The 17,505-nt window shown below is 71.1% G+C and carries 16 protein-coding genes; 15 read left to right on the forward strand and 1 reads right to left on the reverse strand.

What is annotated here, in order from left to right; all coding sequences use genetic code 11:
• Positions 1-166: 166 nt before the first annotated feature.
• The 9 genes from ACFOYX_RS19090 (at position 167) to ACFOYX_RS19130 (ending at position 7,567) form a co-directional block, all read left to right on the forward strand.
• Positions 167-580, forward strand: coding sequence for a cupin domain-containing protein (locus ACFOYX_RS19090; RefSeq protein ID WP_197699018.1), 414 nt, complete (start codon positions 167-169; stop codon positions 578-580).
• A 180-nt stretch (positions 581-760) separates the two neighbouring features.
• Positions 761-946 carry a hypothetical protein gene (locus tag ACFOYX_RS19095; RefSeq protein WP_322439083.1) on the forward strand — a complete coding sequence of 62 codons (186 nt, stop codon included), beginning with the start codon at positions 761-763 and terminating at the stop codon, positions 944-946.
• A gap of 878 nt (positions 947-1,824) precedes the next feature.
• Positions 1,825-2,151, forward strand: coding sequence for a hypothetical protein (locus tag ACFOYX_RS19100; RefSeq protein ID WP_322439082.1), 327 nt, complete (start codon positions 1,825-1,827; stop codon positions 2,149-2,151).
• Complete coding sequence (locus ACFOYX_RS19105; RefSeq protein WP_238453745.1) at positions 2,151-2,354, forward strand: rhodanese-like domain-containing protein; 204 nt, start codon at positions 2,151-2,153, stop codon at positions 2,352-2,354. Before ACFOYX_RS19100 ends, ACFOYX_RS19105 begins: the two co-directional genes overlap by 1 nt.
• A 3-nt stretch (positions 2,355-2,357) precedes the next feature.
• Positions 2,358-2,873 carry a CBS domain-containing protein gene (locus tag ACFOYX_RS19110; protein WP_322439081.1) on the forward strand — a complete coding sequence of 172 codons (516 nt, stop codon included), beginning with the start codon at positions 2,358-2,360 and terminating at the stop codon, positions 2,871-2,873.
• A 135-nt stretch (positions 2,874-3,008) separates the two neighbouring features.
• Positions 3,009-3,551 (forward strand): tyrosine-type recombinase/integrase, encoded by a 543-nt coding sequence (locus tag ACFOYX_RS19115; protein ID WP_322475095.1) that lies wholly within the window; start codon positions 3,009-3,011, stop codon positions 3,549-3,551.
• Entirely contained in the window at positions 3,436-4,545 is a 1,110-nt protein-coding gene (locus ACFOYX_RS19120) for a CapA family protein (RefSeq protein ID WP_322439080.1), read from the forward strand. The genes ACFOYX_RS19115 and ACFOYX_RS19120 overlap by 116 nt, the downstream gene beginning before the upstream one ends.
• A gap of 266 nt (positions 4,546-4,811) precedes the next feature.
• On the forward strand, positions 4,812-5,111 hold the full coding sequence (locus tag ACFOYX_RS19125; protein WP_322439079.1) for a hypothetical protein: 300 nt from the start codon (positions 4,812-4,814) through the stop codon (positions 5,109-5,111).
• Between the two features lie 296 nt (positions 5,112-5,407).
• Positions 5,408-7,567: a glycogen debranching N-terminal domain-containing protein gene (locus ACFOYX_RS19130; RefSeq protein ID WP_238453740.1), complete on the forward strand. Its 2,160-nt coding sequence runs from the start codon at positions 5,408-5,410 to the stop codon at positions 7,565-7,567.
• A 98-nt stretch (positions 7,568-7,665) separates the two neighbouring features.
• Here ACFOYX_RS19130 and ACFOYX_RS19135 read toward each other — a convergent pair whose 3' ends face one another.
• On the reverse strand, positions 7,666-10,071 hold the full coding sequence (locus tag ACFOYX_RS19135; RefSeq protein ID WP_322439129.1) for a M28 family peptidase: 2,406 nt from the start codon (positions 10,069-10,071) through the stop codon (positions 7,666-7,668).
• A 338-nt stretch (positions 10,072-10,409) separates the two neighbouring features.
• On the opposite strand from ACFOYX_RS19135, the gene ACFOYX_RS19140 reads away from it, so the two are divergent.
• The 6 genes from ACFOYX_RS19140 to ACFOYX_RS19165 all read left to right on the forward strand — a co-directional run bounded on the left by ACFOYX_RS19140 (position 10,410) and on the right by ACFOYX_RS19165 (position 17,448).
• Positions 10,410-11,627 (forward strand): fused response regulator/phosphatase, encoded by a 1,218-nt coding sequence (locus ACFOYX_RS19140; RefSeq protein WP_322439078.1) that lies wholly within the window; start codon positions 10,410-10,412, stop codon positions 11,625-11,627.
• Positions 11,624-13,378, forward strand: a complete 1,755-nt coding sequence (locus ACFOYX_RS19145; RefSeq protein ID WP_322439077.1) for an ATP-binding protein — start codon at positions 11,624-11,626, stop codon at positions 13,376-13,378. The genes ACFOYX_RS19140 and ACFOYX_RS19145 overlap by 4 nt, the downstream gene beginning before the upstream one ends.
• On the forward strand, positions 13,375-13,827 hold the full coding sequence (locus tag ACFOYX_RS19150) for a response regulator (protein ID WP_109805553.1): 453 nt from the start codon (positions 13,375-13,377) through the stop codon (positions 13,825-13,827). The genes ACFOYX_RS19145 and ACFOYX_RS19150 overlap by 4 nt, the downstream gene beginning before the upstream one ends.
• Positions 13,820-14,629 carry an inositol monophosphatase family protein gene (locus ACFOYX_RS19155; protein ID WP_322439076.1) on the forward strand — a complete coding sequence of 270 codons (810 nt, stop codon included), beginning with the start codon at positions 13,820-13,822 and terminating at the stop codon, positions 14,627-14,629. Before ACFOYX_RS19150 ends, ACFOYX_RS19155 begins: the two co-directional genes overlap by 8 nt.
• Before the next feature lie 192 nt (positions 14,630-14,821).
• Complete coding sequence (locus tag ACFOYX_RS19160) at positions 14,822-15,859, forward strand: hypothetical protein (RefSeq protein WP_322439075.1); 1,038 nt, start codon at positions 14,822-14,824, stop codon at positions 15,857-15,859.
• 35 nt (positions 15,860-15,894) lie between these two features.
• Positions 15,895-17,448 (forward strand): fused MFS/spermidine synthase, encoded by a 1,554-nt coding sequence (locus ACFOYX_RS19165; RefSeq protein ID WP_322439074.1) that lies wholly within the window; start codon positions 15,895-15,897, stop codon positions 17,446-17,448.
• Positions 17,449-17,505 lie beyond the last annotated feature (57 nt).

A 17,505-nucleotide genomic window follows, 5' to 3' on the forward strand; every position in this document is an offset into this window, starting at 1 on the left:
GCGAGGCGCGCCAGCCTCTCGGCTCCGACGGGGACAATCCGGCAAGAACCGAACCAGCATTACGGACAAGCAGTACCGTCGCACCCGTACCGGATTTTCAGTGCCGGCCACATGATCATGTTGGCTCGGGATCCATCTTCTGAGCGCACGCCGGAGGGGCGAGGGAATGGACAAGTTCGGGACGGTCTCAGCGGACGGGGCGGATCCCGTTCCCGACGAACTGAGGAGCCTGTTCAACAAGCCTGACAACGTACGGGTCCAGATGCTCCCGAATGAGCTGCCAGACTGGGGATCGTTGGCGGTGCATTTCGGCGCCGGAGCGAGGACCGTGCCGCACCTGCACCGCAACGGTCAGCACCTGATCGTCACCGACGGCGTCGGCGTGGTCGCCGACGAGCAAGGCGTGCATGTGGTCCGAGCGGGGGACGTCATCAGCAACCCACCTGGGACGTGGCACTGGCACGGTGCGACTCCGAGCACTGCGATGACTCATGTCACCGTCGAGACTCCCGGTGACTTCGACCTCGACGTGGAACGTCGGGACTGGGAAGAGAACTACTCTCCTGATCTCGGCAAGTGACCAGACGTCGTCCACATGCGCCAGCATGATCGGCCCGAATCCCCAACTTCGGTCGCACCGTCTCCAGTTCGCGTGCATCCGTTTGCTTTCCCGTGACTGCCTGGGCACGGGCGCGGTGGCGCACCAACCATCCGCCTGACTGGTGCGGTCGCCTAGGACGGACCTATCGACGGACGGATCATGGCGGTCGAGGTCGCGGCGGAGGGACTGTTACCCGACGTCGTCAGGGTGCCGCAAACGGGCATGTATGTCGGCGCAAGCGACGTCCCGGCACCCGCCGTAGAACACCTCTACGGCCGGGTCGGTGAGTTGGCCGGCGAGGTGGTGTACCAGTACCGCGGATGTCGTCCGTCGGCGGCGAGCTGATACCCGACCCGCACGCCGGTCCCGCACGCTGACCTCTTCGTCCCGAACTGCTGGCGGCGGCTTCTGGTGCGGTTCCGTCCGAGGCCAGGCGGGCGATACCGGTCGGCAGGGGTGCGGTACGGCCGGCTTCGTTGCTGTACTTCTCTGCTGTACGGCGCGCTAGTTCGACAGCCCTACATCGGGTCGCCTCGCTTCGGCGTCCAGACGTGTCGACAGCGCTGGCACATTTCCTGTGCGTTTGTGCCGGGCGGCCCCAGTTCGCTGGACGTGATCGCAAGTCCATCGGTGATGTCCTCGGCAAAAAGGTCTTCAGCACCGGGATACACGAGGAGGATGCTTGGCCCAGCGCAGACGGGGCAGTGCGGGCGACCGCGCAGCGCAGCATGCAGCGCGGCCAGCCACCGTTCCTCGATAGGGTCGTGCCACCGGTGGCGACGCGGGCACGACCAGTTCGGCGGATCCGTACCAGCTTTGCCTCCGTCGTACCCTCACGCTTCACATTCTCTCGGCAGGCTCTTGACCGGGGGTCGATGCTGGAAGATGGGCATCGAAGCAACGAGGGAGGTGCGTCAACGTGGGTTCGCCAGCGTTACGGCTTCGCGGCAGAGGCGACCGGGTACGGCTGCGCAAGATCGGAATGTGGAATCGCGATCCTCTGGCAGAGCTGACGGTTACCTGCCGTACCACGGTCGCTGTAGACAAGGCATTCGGCGAGTCCGTGCGCGCAGCCCGCCGGGCCGGGCGTAGCTGGTCGGAGATCGCCCACGCGCTGGGCTTGCCCTCGACCTTGTCGAGCTGGGAGGAGATCGCGGCGGCCCTCGCCACGCGCCGGCAGGCGGTGTGGTCGCACACTGCGGGCGAGGCCGGACGATAGTCTCGTGATCGAGATCCTGTACTTCGACGGCTGTCCCAACCACGAAGGTCTGGAAGGACACGTGCCTGCCCTGCTCACCGAGGCGGGCGTCGAGTTGCCCATCACCGTGCGGCGTATCGACTCGGATGCCGAGGCGAAGGCGGAGCGGTTTCTCGGCTCGCCCACCATTCGCGTCAACGGCATCGACGTCGATCCCACGGCGGCGCCCCGCGACACGTACGGACTCTTGTGCCGGGTCTACCCCACCGGCGACGGGCTGCGTGGCACCCCTCCGGACGCCTGGATCCTCGCCGCGCTGCAGCGCCAGCCACCCGGTGGGAGGGCCGGCTGATGGTTGCCCGGATCGACCTGCCGCGGCTGCGCTCGCTTCTGGGCACCGGCGCCCAGCTCGTTGAGGTGCTGCCCACCGCCGAGTATGCCGACCAGCACCTACCCGGCGCGGTCAACATTCCGCTCAAAACCCTCAACCCCGCGACGACCGCGGCCCTGGACCGCATCCGCCCGGTGGTCGTCTACTGCTGGGACGGCCTTTGAGACATGAGCCCACGAGCCGCGTGCCGGCTCGAAGCCCTCGGGTTCACCGATCTCTACGACTATGCCGCCGGCAAGGTCGACTGGCTCGCGCACAATCTGCCAACCGAGGGCGCCCGGGCCGACGCACCCACCGCCGGCAGCCGCCTGCGCCACGACGTGCCCACCGCCATGCCTGACGAGACCATCACCACCATCCGCGCCCGAGTTGACGCCTCTCCATACGGGTTCGCCCTCGTCCTTACCGCCGATCGCACCCTGCTCGGTCGTCTTCGGCACGCCGACCTCGCTGCCGACTCCGACACCCCAGCCCATGAAGTGATGGAACCGGGGCCTTTGACGCTGCGCCCTCACGAGGCCCTGGCCGACATCGAATCCGACATGCGCGACCACCACCTGACCTACACGATTGTCACTAACCCGGAAGGCCAGCTACTGGGCATCGTCCACAGCGACGACCTACGAGACACCAACGCGACTTCGTTCGACGAGGGGTCCAGGTCTACGGGCAGCGGACTGTAAATCCGTCGCGAAAGCTACAGAATCCTCTACCCGTCACCAGGAACGGCAAGGCCTCTGACCTGCGGAAACGCAGGTTGGGGGCCTTGCCCGTTTCTCGCTGAACTTGACCACTGTTGGCCCCAGCGACCCGACCCGATCCAGCGAACCGGGTGGGCGTATCCATGGAAGAAAGCCGTGGAAGCGGTCGACGGCGTACCGGAGGGGTTCGGCTGTCACGGGCTGCGCCACTACTTCGCCACCCTGTTGATCCACGGCGGGGCGAGCGTGAAGACGGTTCAGATGGCGCTGGGGCACGCCACGCCGATCATCACGCTGGACACATACGCGGGGGGAGTGGCGGAGGCGGTCGATCGCACGCGGAATCTGGTCGACGCGGGCCCTGTGCCAGCAGTCCGGCGCTCGGCAGGTGGCGACCCGGTGATGAGCCGGCCTGCCGTGACCCGACCGGTTTGTGACCCGAGGGTTGCAGATCTTCCGATTTCTCGCCCGGGCCTCGACCGACGACACGAAACTAGTTCATATGAGGAGAGTGTCGTCTGTCCTGCTTCTGTCGGTCGTACTCGTGGCTGGCTGTGGCGGCCCGCTCGGCCGCGCGGACACCAAGCGGCCCGGGCGAGCTTCGACCGCCAGCCAGTCGCCTGCGCCGAAATCCCAGCTCACCGTCGTCGCCGCCGGTGATCTCTTGGTGCATCCCGAGTTGACGGCGCAGGCCGCGACCGACGCCCGCGCCGCCGGCCGCGCCGGCCACGATTTCACCCAGGTCCTGGCCGCGGTACGGCCGGTGGTGAGCCGGGCCGACCTGGCGATCTGCCACATGGAGACCCCGCTGGCGGAGCCGTCCGGCCCGTTCACCGGTTACCCGATCTTCAGCGTGCCACCGGAACTGGCCGATGCCGCGGCATGGGCTGGTTTCGACACCTGCTCGACAGCGTCCAACCATTCCCTCGACACGGGTGTACCAGGCATCCGCCGCACCCTCGACAAGTTGGACCAGGCCGGATTACGCCATGCCGGGACCGCGCGGAGCCCACAGGAGGCAGCGCGGCCCAACATTCTCGACGTGGCCGGGGTGAAGGTGGCCCAGTTGTCGTACACCTTCGGTTTCAATGGCATCCCTCGGCCTACCGGCCAGGACTGGGTCGCGAACCTCGCCGACCGCAACGCCATCCTCGCCGAGGCACGGCGGGCCCGCGACCTGGGTGCGGAGATCGTCATCCTGTCGATGCACTGGGGCACGGAGTACCAGAACAAACCGAACGACGAGCAGCTCCAGCTCGCCCGGGATCTCCTCGCCTCGCCCGACATCGACCTCATCGTGGGCCACCACGTACACGTGGTACAGCCGTTTGAGAAGATCGGCACGAAATGGGTGGCGTACGGGCTCGGCAACCTGACCACGTACGGCTCTGAGGAGAGCACCCAGCAGGCGGTGGTGCCAGAATTCACCTTCACCCGTAAGGCGTCCGGCCGATGGGAGGTGAGCGGCGTCGAGGTGCACGCAACCTGGATGCAGTACCAGCCTGCCGCCCGGGTGGTCGACCTGGCCACCGCTGTAGCCGACGTCGGAGCGCCGGAGGAGCGCCGGGCCGACCTGGCCCGCGTCCAGCAGCAGATTGCCCAGTACGTCGACATGCGGGGTGCCCTGTCCGCCGGGCTACGAATGCGGCGCTGACCCTCGCCTGGCGACCCGGTCATGAGCCGAACTGTGCCCGATCTGTTCCCGCGATCTTGGGTCGGTGTTGCGTCGCAGGTCAACGCCGTGGTCTGGCCCGATTCGTGGATTTCCGTTGGAAGTAAGGGTGCCGGCTTCCCGACCTCCCACGCAGTCCCCGGCAGGGCTGCTGACCTGCAATGGTCCGGTGCTGCTGCACTTTCCTGCTGTACGGCCACCATCTCGACCGCGAGGTTTGCCTTGGCGGCGCCTGCGACTGTGGTCGTGTGAACAACCGCTTTCGCCGGCTGCCGCCGCGGATCGAGCCTCTGTACGAGACACAAGACGTCTCCGCCCCGCCGCCGTTGCCCGAGGTGCCGGAGACGATTGGATTGACGGCCGCTGGCCAGGTCGCGGATCTTGAGCGGCTGGCTAGCGCCATCGCCCGCCGCCCCGACCGGCGCGGGCCAGCCCTCCTTGTCCACGACCCGGCGCAGCGCGGATGGCGTCGCCGGGTGCTGGTCGTCGTCTTCGGCGCTCTGGCACTCGGAATGGTCGCCGTGGCGGTGCTGACCTGGATCGGTTGATCGGCCCTCGGATAGTTCCGCTGGAAATAGTCACCGCACTGCCCCTGACCTTCACTTCGGGGCGTTCACAGGACCGCTGAACCATGATCATGCGGTCTCCAGGCCGTCGCCGGTTTCGGTCCTCGCCGGTCGGAAGGCCAGGGACACCCGTCCAATGGCAGCGGAGCGCCATGGGATGACCTGCGTATGCCCGGGAATGCTGGTTCGGAATGACAGGTCCTGACCGCGGCTCGGCGGCGGTCTTCCGCTGCGAGCGACGCTCGGCATGGGCGGACCGACGACGTGAGGAGGTTCGGGTGACCGCGACATCACGGCGGCCGACGCCCGCCGACCCGATGCCGGACGCACCGACGGGGCCGGGGGTGTCCAGCGGCGCCTGCCGAGACCTGCCGCCCGAGTTGGGGCCGGACGCGGTCGGCGTGCTGGAGGGTCGCACGTTCATGTTCTCCGACGCCCGGGGAGACGTGCCGAGGGGCTCCATCGGCGGCCTGGTGCACGACGACACCCGGTTCCTCAACCAGTGGGAACTGACGATCGGCGACGCGCCGCTGCTGGTGCTCTCCTCGGGAACCGTCGACGCCTACTCGGCGGCGTTCTTCCTGGCCAACGCGGACCTGCCCCACCTGCCCGCCAACCGGGTGGGTGTACGCCGGCAGCGCTTCGTCGGCGACGGCCTCTACGAACGCGTCGAGCTGCGGTACTTCGGCGTCGAGCCCGTGTCGATCCGTCTGCGGGTGGCGGTCGGGACGGATTTCGCCGACCTGTTCGAGATCAAGGAGTCGGGCCGCGACCGTGCCACGGACATCGTCCGTCAGCACGAGCTGGACGGCTCGGCACTCGGGTTCGGGTATCGCAACGGCAGCTTTGCGGCGTCGGTACGCGTCGAGGCCGACCCGCCGGCCGACCTGGTGGACGGGGACGCCCTGGTGTGGGATGTGTGTCTCGAGCGGGGGCAGCAGTGGTCCTGCGAGTTGCAGGTTCCGCTGCGCTGCGGCGAGGAAGACTACCGACCGGCGGTCCGCGGGTTCGGCGAGGCGTTCGATCACGGGCCGGAGGACCCGTCGACCCGGTGGGCTGCGGAGAAGCCGCACCTGCACGCGGACGTCGATCTGCTCCGCGACGTCTACCACAGGTCGGCGGTCGATCTGGTGTCCATGCGGATCGAGAAGACCATCGCCGGCGAGCCGGTCGTCCTGTTTGCCGCGGGCCTGCCGTGGTTCCTGACCACCTTCGGTCGCGACACGGTGATCACCGCCTACCAGACCATGACCTGCGGCCCTGATGTCGCCCGCGGCGCCCTGATCGTGCTGGCGGCGCACCAGGCGAAAGGGTTCAACGACTTCACCGACGAGGAACCTGGCAAGATCTTCCACGAGTACCGCTCGGGTGAGCTGACCCAGCTCGGCCTCAAGCCTTACCACCCGTACTACGGCAGCGCCGACACCACTGCGCTCTGGCTCATCCTGCTCTCGGAGTACTGGCGGTGGACCGGGGACGCCGACCTCGTGCGCCGGTTGCGCGGCAACGCCGAGGCCGCGCTGCGGTGGACCGACCGTTACGGCGACCGCGATGGCGACGGATACGTCGAGTACGCCACCCGATCCACGCAGGGCTTGGGCAACCAGTGCTGGCGGGACTCCCCCGACGGCGTGCAGTACGCCGACGGGCGGATACCCGTCCTACCGATCGCCACCTGTGAGATGCAGGGCTACACCTACGACGCGAAACTGCGCATGGCCGAGCTCGCCGAGGGACCGTGGCAGGACCCGGCCATGGCCCAGCGACTACGCGCCGATGCCGCGCGGCTGTGCGAACAGTTCAACCGGGACTACTGGATCCCCGAGCGGGGCGGCTACTACGCCGTCGGCCTCGACGGCGACAAACGGGCGATCGACTCGATGACCTCCAACATGGGTCATCTGCTCTGGAGTGGGATAGTCCCCGAGGAACGCGCCGGACAACTCGCGCGACACCTGATGTCTCCCGAGATGTTCTCCGGGTGGGGGGTACGCACCCTGTCCACCGCCGATGTCGGCTACAACCCGATCGGCTATCACGTCGGCACGGTCTGGCCGCACGATAACTCGATCATCGCCGCCGGGCTGGCCCGCTACGGTTACCGCGACGAGGCCAACCGCATTGCGGTGGCGATGCTGGAAGCGTCCCGGCACTCCGAGCACCGGCTACCCGAGGCGTTCTCCGGCTACGACCGGTCCTTCGGCCGTCAGCCCGTGCCGTACCCGACCGCCTGCAACCCGCAGGCCTGGGCGAGCGGTGCGCCCCTGCTGTTCTTGCGCACGATGCTCGGCCTCGAACCGCGGGAGGGCGAACTCGTCGCCGACGCGCACGTCCCCGACGAATTCGGACGGATCCGCCTGCATCACGTAGCGGCGCTGGGGCGACGGTGGAACGTCGAAGCCGCCGGTTCCGAGTGCACGGTCGCCCCCGTCGACTAGGCGTTCCTTCCGCGATCTTGCACTTTGGGTCCCCGTTCTGCGGCGTTCGCCCGTTTGGCCCGGGCATCAAGTGCAAGATCGCGAGGAGGGGGTGGGGGTTAGAGGGGGTAGGTGCGGGCGACCGCGAGCATGTCGGAGCTGTGCGAGCCGGCCACGCCGACGCCGGCGGGCCGGGGGCGGAAGCCGGGCAGGCCGTCCAACCCGTCACTGACGTCCATGACGCGGACCCGGACCCGCTGGTCCTTGCGCAGCAGCTTCAGGGCGACCTCGATCCCCTGTGGCGGGGGCGCGTGGAAGGTCAACCCCGCGGTCCACGGCAGGTTGGGCGACGGCCCGGAGAACGAGCTCATCCGGCCTTCCGCCGCGGCGCTCAGCACCTCGGCGGTATCTCCGTCCACGTGCACCGTGAGCAGGCGCACCTGACGCTGAGGGGTCACCCGCAGCCGCAGCAGGCGCACGTCGCCGTCGCCGGTGTCGCTCAGCACCTCCAGCTTCGGAGCGGGCAGGTCGGCCGGCTGCGCGGGCCCCGAGCGCAGTTCCGCGTCGTCGAGGCCGGGGAACTCGCCACCGACCCGTTCCACCCCGCCGACGTACTGCGCGGTCCACGGCTGCGGGTGCTCCTCGTGACTGAGCCAGCGCGCCTGCCGGGTGTCGACGTCCATGGCGTACATCAGGTGGGTCGGCGCGGGATGCGCGGCGTCGAAGCGGTCGACGGCCAGCCCCACCCCGGCGAACACCGTCGCCGCGAGCGCGGCGGCGCAGACGGGCAGGGTGCCCAGCTTCCGGGCGCGGAGCGCGCGCATCCCACGCTGCCCACCGGCCTGCGGGTGCAGCAGGTCGACCACCGGGAGCGCGGCCAGGCCGAGCAGCACCGCGAAGAGGGCGGCGACCCCGCCCATCGCCATGCCCAGCGCGGGGAAGAGCAGCACCACGGTGGGCAGCAGCACGACCACGCCCACCGCTGCGGCCGCGGTCACCGCGACCACCGGCCACGGCCCGTCGATCCGGGTGTTCAGCGCGACGAAGCCGGCGACGACGCCGGCCAGGGCGGGCACGACGACCAGGTACGACCCACCTGGTGCGAACAGGGCGAGGGGCACCCCGAGCAGGGCCAGCCAGGCCAGCCCGCCGATCGCCAGCGCGATCGGCCCGGCCCAGCGCCGGACCAGCGCGTACCAGCCGAGGAGCACCGCCGCGGCCAGCGCCACCACGGCGAGCCGGTACCAGGTCGGCCGGTACGGGTCGAGCAGCTCGGCGTGGCCGGGGCGGATCGCCGTGACCGCCGCCCAGAACAGCTGGGCGGTCAGTGGGGCGAGAACGATCGGGACCAGCGCCAGGCCGAATCCGGCGACCAGGCGGCGCCCGGTGGTCCGGCCCCGCGACCGGGCGAACAGACCCAGCACGAGTACGCCGATCGCCGCGGCCAGCGCCAGCGGCCAGGTCAGCCAGCCCGGATAGCGGACCAGCCCACCCGGCACCGGGAAGTAGGTGGCGTCGTCCCCGGACCAGAGCGTCGGCAGGTCGGACCGACCCAACGCCCGGGCCAGGCCGAGCGCGTTGTCGCCGTGCTGCTGGAGGCTGCCCCGGTCCATCACCTCGGGGGTGTCCAAGGGCGTGTGGTAGATCGCGCCGCCGTCGATGTAGGCCGAGTTCAACCCGATGAAGCGCGGGCGGTCGTCGAGGCCGTGCTGGTCGCGGAACGGGGTGAAGTCGGTGTCGTTCGGCAGCAGCCGGTAGATTTCCACCGCGAACGAGGTGCCCACCGGATGTGGCGCCGCCCGGCCGAACAGCTCGACCAGGTTCGCGTTGTTCCGCGACGTCTCGAACATGATGACCGGCCCGGTCGAGCCGCGCGCCTCGAGGTTGAGCACCACCCCACCGTCCTTCGCCAGCGGGTGGCTGGAGACGAAGGCGGACGCGCCGCAGAGGCACGCCTCCTCGGCGTCGGTGAGCACGAAGACGATGTCGTTACGGGGACGGGGGCCGGTGGTCAGCGCGCGGGCCACCTCCAGGATGGTGGAGGTGCCGGCGGCGTCGTCGTTGCCGCCCGGCCCGGACTGCACCGAGTCGTAGTGGGCGACCAGGAATATTCTGCCGGTCGGGTTCGTGCCGGGAAGTCGGGCGACCACGTTGCGGACCCGGCCCATCGAGTAGTTGCCGTTGCCCCGCTGGAGCTGGCCGGCCTCCGGGGCGACGGTGTCCTGCACCTCGGTCTCCAGCCCCAGGCCGCGCAGCGCGCCGACCAGATGCTCGCGTACCTGGTCGTTGGCCGGGCTGCCGGCGACGTGCGGCCGGGCCGCGATCACCTCGACGTTCCGGTACGCCCGGGCGGCGCTGAAGTCGGCGGCCGGCGCGTCGGCCGGGCGGGGCGCCGGGGTACGCAGGTCGACCAGGACGCCGGCGCCGACCGCGAGCAGCGCGGCGAGCGCGGCGACGGCGGCGAGCGGCCGGCGACGCGGCCGGGCCAGCGCCCGATCGGCGGGGCGACTGGGGGGTGCGTCCACGGACACGGGGCGGGTGACGGATGCGCCCACGGGGACTCCTCGGGGGTGGGGCCAGGGGTGGGACCATCCTGCACTCCACCGGCCCCGAACGGGATCCCGCCCGCCGGATCCGCTCGCCGGGACGCGGATGCGATCCCGGGGCGTAACATCTGCCGTCCGCCGTGTCGCTGATCGAGTGGTAAGCCCGCCCGCCCCACCCGTCCCGCCCGTGCCGACACCGTCGTGTTGTGTGCGACCGTTGTCTGATACAGGATCAGCAGGGCACTCGGAAGGAGCCCGACATCACCAGCGACCTCCCGCGTCTCGCGGCGGTGACCCGGCCGTACCGGGGGGCCGGCATGGCCGGTTCCTCCGTCGTGCCGTACCCGCACGGTGGCCTGGCGCGGCACGCCAACCTGCCACCCGGTGAGCGGCTGCGGGTCCTGCTGGTCGAGGACGACGAGGGCGATGCCTTCCTGGTCGGCGAGCTGCTCGCCGAGACCAACTCGATGATCGACCTGCTGGTCGCCACCAGCCTCAGCGAGGCCCGGCAACGGGTGTTGGGCGTCGACTGCGTCCTGCTCGACCTCGGCCTTCCCGACGCACAGGGGCTGGACGGGCTGCGCCAGGTGCTGGAGATGTCCAGCGGCGCGGCGGTCTGCGTGCTGACCGGCCGCACCGACGAGCACCTGGGCATCGTCGCGGTGGCCGAGGGCGCCCAGGACTACCTGGTCAAGGGGCAGGTCGACGGGGTCCTACTGACCCGGGCGCTGCGCTACGCCGTGGAGCGCAAGCGGGCCGACGAGAACGCCCGCCGGCTCCGTGAGGTGGAGCTGCGCCAGGCCGAGTCCGCCCGCCTGGAGCGGGGCCTGCTGCCCCAGCCGCTGATGACCACGGACCAGGTGTCGGTGCACACGTTCTACCGCCCCGGCCGGCACGCCGCCCTGATCGGCGGCGACTTCTACGACGTGGTGCAGACCCGGCCGGACCGGATCGACCTGATCGTCGGCGACGTCTGCGGGCACGGCGTGGACGAGGCGGCGCTCGGCGTCGAGCTGCGGGTGGCCTGGCGGGCCCTGATCCTGGCCGGGGTGCCGGACGATGAGGTGCTGCCGGCCCTGGAACAGGTGCTGATGAGCGAGCGTCGACTCCAGGAGATCTTCGCCACGGTGGCGACCGTCCGGCTCGACCTCGCCGCCAACCGGGCCACCGTACGACTCGCCGGTCATCCGCCGCCGGTGCTGCTCAGCGGGGGTAAGGTCGCGCCGGTGCCGGCCAAGGGTGGCCTGCTGCTCGGCGTCCGGCCGTGCCGGCCCGTTGCCTTCGATCTGGAGTTCGACACCGATGACTGGTCCCTGTTGATGTACACCGACGGCCTGATCGAGGGTCGGGTGGGCAACGGTGACGACCGGCTCGACGTGCCGGGGCTGACCGAGCTGCTCGCCGACCCGGCCAACCAGGCGGTGCCTCTGGCCGAGCTGCCGGCTTGGCTGGTCGGCCGCGCCGAGCAGATCAACGGCGGACCGCTCGCCGACGACGTCGCCATGCTGCTGGTCACCCGCGGCGGCGGCCGTTGAACGCGTACCGGCAGGGCTGGACCCTGCGGCGCCGGGTGCTCGCGCTGCTCGGCGTGGTCCTGGTGCTGCTGCTCGGGCTGGCCGCCGCCGAGGCGGTGGTCGCCGCGAAGAACCGGCAGAACATCGATGCCGTCCTGGTCAAGACGGGTCCGCTCCGGGTGCAGGGCCAGGAGCTGCTGAGCGCGCTGCTCGACCAGGAGACCGCCGTGCGCGGGTACGCGGTGAACGGCGACCGCAAGGACCTGGCCCCGTACGAGGCGGGTCTGCGGCGGGAGCAGGACACCGTCACCGCGATGGAGCAGCTGGCCGCCGACTATCCGGGCGTGCTGCGCGAGCTGCGGGTGGTCGAGCAGCGGGCGGCGCGATGGCGGGCGGACGTGGCCGAGCCGGTGATCAGCACGACCGAGCGCAGCGGCCCGTCCGCCGGTCAGGCACTGATCACCGACCAGACCCGGCAGCAGTTCGACGGCATCCGCTCCGCGGTGAACCAGCTCCAGGCCGAGATCCTGATCGTCGGGCAGCACACCGCCGAGAAGGTCACCCGGACCGGCAACGTGCTGGTCGTCCTGCTGATCATCGCGGCCCTGGTGGTGGCGGTCGCGGGCGCGGTGATGGTGCTCTCCCTGGACCGGATCCTGATCCGGCCGCTGGCCGGGCTGGTAGGCCAGGTGCGGGAGGTCGCCGCGGGCGACTACGAGCACCACATCAGCGGCGCCGGGCCGCCGGAGTTCCGCCGGCTCGCCGACGACATCGACGGGATGCGGCAGAAGATCGCCCGCGAGCTGGCCGAGGTGCGCGAGGCCCGGGAGCGCATCGAGTGGGTCAACAGCCAGCTCCAGAAGCAGGCCGAGGAACTCACCCGGTCCAACCGTGACCTGGAGCAGTTCGCGTACGTCGCCTCGCACGACCTGCAGGAGCCGCTGCGCAAGGTGGCCAGCTTCTGCCAGCTCCTCCAGCGCCGCTACGCCGGCCAGCTCGACGAGCGGGCCGACCAGTACATCGCCTTCGCGGTCGACGGCGCGCAGCGGATGCAGCGCCTGATCAACGACCTGCTGGCGTTCTCCCGGATCGGCCGCCTCACCACCGGTTTCACCGAGGTCGACCTGAACAAGGTGATGGGCGACGTGGCCGGCCAGACCGAGGCCGCCCGGCAGTACTCGGACGCCGAGCTGACCTGGGGCGAGCTGCCGGTGATCCGCGGCGAGGAGCCGCTGCTGACCAACCTGCTGGCCAACCTCGTCAGCAACTCGATCAAGTTCCGCCGCCCGGACGTGCCGCCCAGGGTGCACGTCTCGGCCCGCCTGGTCGGCGACGAGTGGGAGATCAGCTGCCAGGACAACGGCATCGGGATCGAGCCGGAGTTCGCCGACAAGATCTTCGTGATCTTCCAGCGGCTGCACGCCAAGGACGCGTACCCGGGCACCGGCATCGGCCTGGCGATCGTCAAGAAGATCGTCGAGTACCACGGCGGCCGGGTCTGGGTGGACACCGGCACCGAGGAGGGCACCGCGATCCGCTTCACCCTCCCCGCCCTGCCCGAGGACGTCGACGCGGCGAAGGCGGCGGACGGGGCGGGCCCGGCGGACGGGACGGCGGTCGGTGCGGAGTCGACCGGGGACGAGGACCGGGACGGCGCCGACGCCGGGGACGCGCCGGTCGGTCGGCAGCCGGGCGGGTCGGAGGGCGAAGACACCCCCGACGGTACGGCCGGACACGGTACAACGGGTGGCATGAGGGAGACGGTGGGATGACCGCGCCGGCAGACGGCAAGAGCCCGATCGAGGTCCTGCTGGTCGAGGACGACCCGGGCGACGTGCTGATGACCCAGGAGGCGTTCGAGGAGCACAAGCTCCGCAACCGGCTGACCGTCGTCTCCGACGGCGCGGAGGCCCTGGCCTACCTGCGGCGCGAGGGCCAGTACGCGGACGCGGTGGCCCCCGACCTGGTCCTGCTCGACCTCAACCTGCCCCGCCGGGACGGCCGGGAGGTGCTCGCGGAGATCAAGAGGGACGAGCAGCTCTGCCGGATCCCGGTCGTGGTGCTCACCACCTCGCAGGCCGACGAGGACATCCTGCGCAGCTACCAGCTGCACGCCAACGCCTACGTGACCAAGCCGGTGGACTTCGAGCGCTTCATCTCGGTGGTCCGCCAGATCGACGAGTTCTTCGTCAGCGTGGTCAAGCTGCCGCCGCGTGGCTGACCCGCTGCTCGACGACGTCGGCGAGCTGCTGCGGGAGGCCGCGGCGAAGGTCGTGGTGCCGCTGTTCCGCCGGCTCGACGCCGCCGACATCGCCGAGAAGGCCCCCGGCGAGGTGGTCACCGTCGCCGACCGGCGGGCCGAGGAGCTGATCTCCGCCGGGCTGCGGCGGTTGCGCCCCAGCTCGATGGTGGTCGGCGAGGAGGCCGTCGCCGACGACCCGGGGCTGCTGCGGCACCTGCGCGGCGCCGGTGACGTCTGGCTGGTCGACCCGGTCGACGGCACCTCCAACTTCGCCGCCGGTCGGCGGCCGTTCGCCCTGATGGTGGCGCTGCTGACCGACGGCGAGCAGGTCGCCTCCTGGGTGTACGACCCGCTGGCCGGCATCCTCGCCACCGCCCGCGCGGGGGAGGGCACTTACCTGGACGGGAAGCCGGTGCGGACCACCGACGCGGTGCCGCCGGTGGGCGCGCTGCGCGGCACCGCGATGACCCGGTTCCTGCCGCCCGACGCCCGGCGGACCGCCGAGGCGGGCGGCCGGCGGATCGGCGAGCTGCTCCCCGGCCAGCACTGCGCCGGCCGGGAGTACCTCGACCTGCTCACCGGGGACCAGCAGTTCGTGCTCTTCTGGCGAACCCTGCCGTGGGACCACGCCCCGGGCACCCTGCTGGTCCGGCAGGCCGGCGGGGTGGCCCGCCGCTTCGACGGTGCCGAGTACCACCCGGCCGACGACGATCGGGGGCTGCTGGTGGCGGTCAACGAAGAGGTCTGGACCGAGGTGCGAGCCGCGCTGCTCGACGGCTGAGCGGCGCTCCGCGACGGCGTCGGCACGCTCCGTCGAAGATCGGTTTCGTCCGAGATCGGGGGCCTGGCCAGCCCGCGCCGGTCCGGTATCGTGACCGGCGGTTTCGCCAGCAGGCCGCCGTCCGGCGCCGGCGGAGCCGCCGCCGCGCAGTGGGCAACCCGGGGGGCCGGCGGTCGACGGAAGGACGCTTTCGTGCCCAGGACCAGGCTCATCCGGCGGCGGGTCCGCCGGCCGTTGCTCGCCCTGCTCGCCGCGACGGCCCTGCTGCTCGGCGCCGGCCTCGCCCCGGCCGGGGCCGCCGCGGCCGCGCCGACCCCGGGCGCCCCGAACGAGGGCGGCAGCAAGCAGTTGCGCGCGGCGCTCGACGCGGCCGCGCGGGGCCACATCGAGGCGAAGGCCCGGCTCGACAACTCGAAGCGCCGGCAGGTGGCGCTGACCGGGCAGCTCAAGGGGCTCGAGCTGCGCCTGGTCGAACTGAACTCGCAGGTCGGCGAGGTGGCCGCGCAGTCGTACCGGCTGGGTCGGCTGACCCCGGTGTCGATGCTGCTCGCCAGCTCCGACCCGAACGAGTTCCTCCAGCGGGCCGGTGAGCTGGACGTGATGGCCCAGCGGGACAGCAAGCGGCTGCGCGCGTTCACCGACGCCAAGGCCGAGGCCGTTAAGGCCAAGGCGGCGATCGACATCGAGGTGCGCGAGCAGCAGAAGCAGCTCGCGGTGCTGGCCAAGAAGAAGCGGGACGCCGAGATCGCGTTGGCCAAGGTCAGCTCGGGCAGCAGCTCCGGGTTCAGCGGCGGCTCGGCCTCCGCCAAGCCGGCCCCGCGCAACTCGGACGGCTCCTGGCCGTCGGAGTCCTGCTCCGTCAACGACCCGACCACCTCCGGCTGCATCACCCCCCGCACCCTGCACGCGCTCCAGCAGGCCCAGGCGGCCGGCTACAAGCGTTACGTCTCCTGCTTCCGCAGCGGCGGCGACGGCGAGCACCCGAAGGGCCGGGCCTGCGACTTCTCCGCCGCCAGCGGCGGCTTCGAGGACCGCTCGGCGACCGGCGGGGACAAGACGTACGGGGACAGCCTGGCCAACTACTTCAAGAACAACGCCAGCCGGCTCGGCGTCATGTACGTGATCTGGTATCGGCAGATCTGGATGCCGAACACCGGCTGGCGGTCGTACAGCGGCGGTGGCAGTCCCGCCGCCGACCACACAAACCATGTTCATCTTTCGATGTACTGACCCGGGCGCCGGAAAGGCTGCGTAGCATCGCGACGGTGAGCAGCTCATCGTCCGACGTCGTGGTGGAGTCCGCGCCGACCGTGCCGACGCCGCCCCGAGCCCTGCCGAACGGGCTCGCCGCCTTCCTGGTGTTCCTCTCCAGCGGGGCCGTGCTGGTCCTGGAGACCGTCTCGCTCCGCCTGGTCGGCCCGTACGTCGGGGTCACCCTCCAGGTGACCAGTTCGGTGATCGGCATGGCGTTGGCCGCGATCGCGTACGGGGCGTGGATGGGCGGGTTCCTGGCCGACCGGCGGGACCCGCGTACCCTGCTGGCCCCGGCCCTGGTGCTGGCCGGCATCGCCACCGCGGTCACCCTCCCCGTCGTCCGGTACGCCGGTGAGGCGTTGCGCGGCGGCGCGGCGAGCGCCGTGCTGCTGCTCACCGCGCTGGCGGTGCTGGTGCCGGCGGCGCTGCTCGCCGGGATCACCCCGCTGGTGGTGAAGCTCCAGCTCGCCGATCTGCGCCGCACCGGGCAGGTGGTCGGGCGGCTCTCCGGCATCGGCACCCTGGGCGGGATCACCGCCACCCTGGCCACCGGCTTCGTGCTGGTGGCGGCGCTGCCCAGCACGGTGATCGTGCTCGGCCTGGCGGCGCTGCTCGGGGTCACCGGGCTGGCCCTCGGGGCGTACCTGCGGCGGCGGGCGGGGACCGGGCTGCCCGGTCCGGCCCGGGCGAAGGCCGCCCTGGCGGTGCTCGGCCTGGCCGGCGCCGGCCTCGCCACGGTCGCCCCGAACCCGTGCGACGTGGAGACCGCGTACCACTGCGCGAGGGTCGAGGTGGACTCGCAGTGGACGGAGGGGCGGACGCTCTTCCTCAACTCCGCCGAGCACTCGTACGTCGACCTGGCCGATCCGACGCACCTGAAGTACGCGTACACGCAGTGGATCGGCCTGGTGGCCGACGTGGCGGCGCCGAAGGGGCAGCGGCTGGACGCCCTGCACCTGGGCGGCGGCGGCTTCACCATGCCGCGCTACCTGACCGCCACCCGGCCCGGCACCCGGAACCTGGTGTTCGAGATCGACGGCGGCCTGGTCGAGTTGGACCGGCGTGAGCTGGGCGTACGCACCGGCCCGGAGCTGCGCGCGGCGGTCGGGGACGCCCGGGTGCTGCTCGACGCCGAACCGACCGACAGCCGGGACCTGATCGTCGGTGACGCCTTCGGCCACCTGGTGGTGCCCTGGCACCTGGCGACCCGGGAGATGGCCGCCGAGATCCGCCGGGTGCTCCGGCCGGGCGGGGTCTACGTGCAGAACGTCATCGACTACCCGCCGGGCCGCTTCGTCCGGGCCGAGCTGGCCACCGTCGCCGCCGAGTTCCGGCACGTCGCGCTCATCGCACCGCCGGCGGCGATCAGCGGACTGCACGGGTCCAACTTCCTGCTCGTCGGCTCGGACGCGCCGCTGCCGTTGGCCGCGATCCGGGCCGGGCTGCCCGGCCTGCCCGAGCAGGCCACCCTCCTCTCCGGCGCGGAACTCACCGCTTTCGTCGGGGACGCGCTGGTGCTGACCGACGACTACGCCCCGGTGGACCAACTGCTCGCGACCGCCTGAACGGGTGACTTTCCTGACCGATTCCGACTGTTCAGGTGTAGGTGGGATCACCCCGGG

Origin of the sequence: Micromonospora sp. GCM10011541 (assembly GCF_042650725.1) — a bacterium.
Classification (GTDB): Bacteria; Actinomycetota; Actinomycetes; order Mycobacteriales; family Micromonosporaceae; genus Micromonospora; species Micromonospora sicca.

Excerpts from the sequence above, each read along its gene's own strand:
- ACFOYX_RS19110 (WP_322439081.1), top strand. The coding sequence starts at position 2,358 with ATGAGCCCACGAGCCGCGTGCCGGCTCGAAGCCCTCGGGTTCACCGAT.
- ACFOYX_RS19095 (WP_322439083.1), top strand. The coding sequence starts at position 761 with ATGGCGGTCGAGGTCGCGGCGGAGGGACTGTTACCCGACGTCGTCAGG.
- ACFOYX_RS19090 (WP_197699018.1), top strand. The coding sequence starts at position 167 with ATGGACAAGTTCGGGACGGTCTCAGCGGACGGGGCGGATCCCGTTCCC.
- ACFOYX_RS19150 (WP_109805553.1), top strand. The coding sequence starts at position 13,375 with ATGACCGCGCCGGCAGACGGCAAGAGCCCGATCGAGGTCCTGCTGGTC.
- ACFOYX_RS19105 (WP_238453745.1), top strand. The coding sequence starts at position 2,151 with ATGGTTGCCCGGATCGACCTGCCGCGGCTGCGCTCGCTTCTGGGCACC.
- ACFOYX_RS19140 (WP_322439078.1), top strand. The coding sequence starts at position 10,410 with ATGGCCGGTTCCTCCGTCGTGCCGTACCCGCACGGTGGCCTGGCGCGG.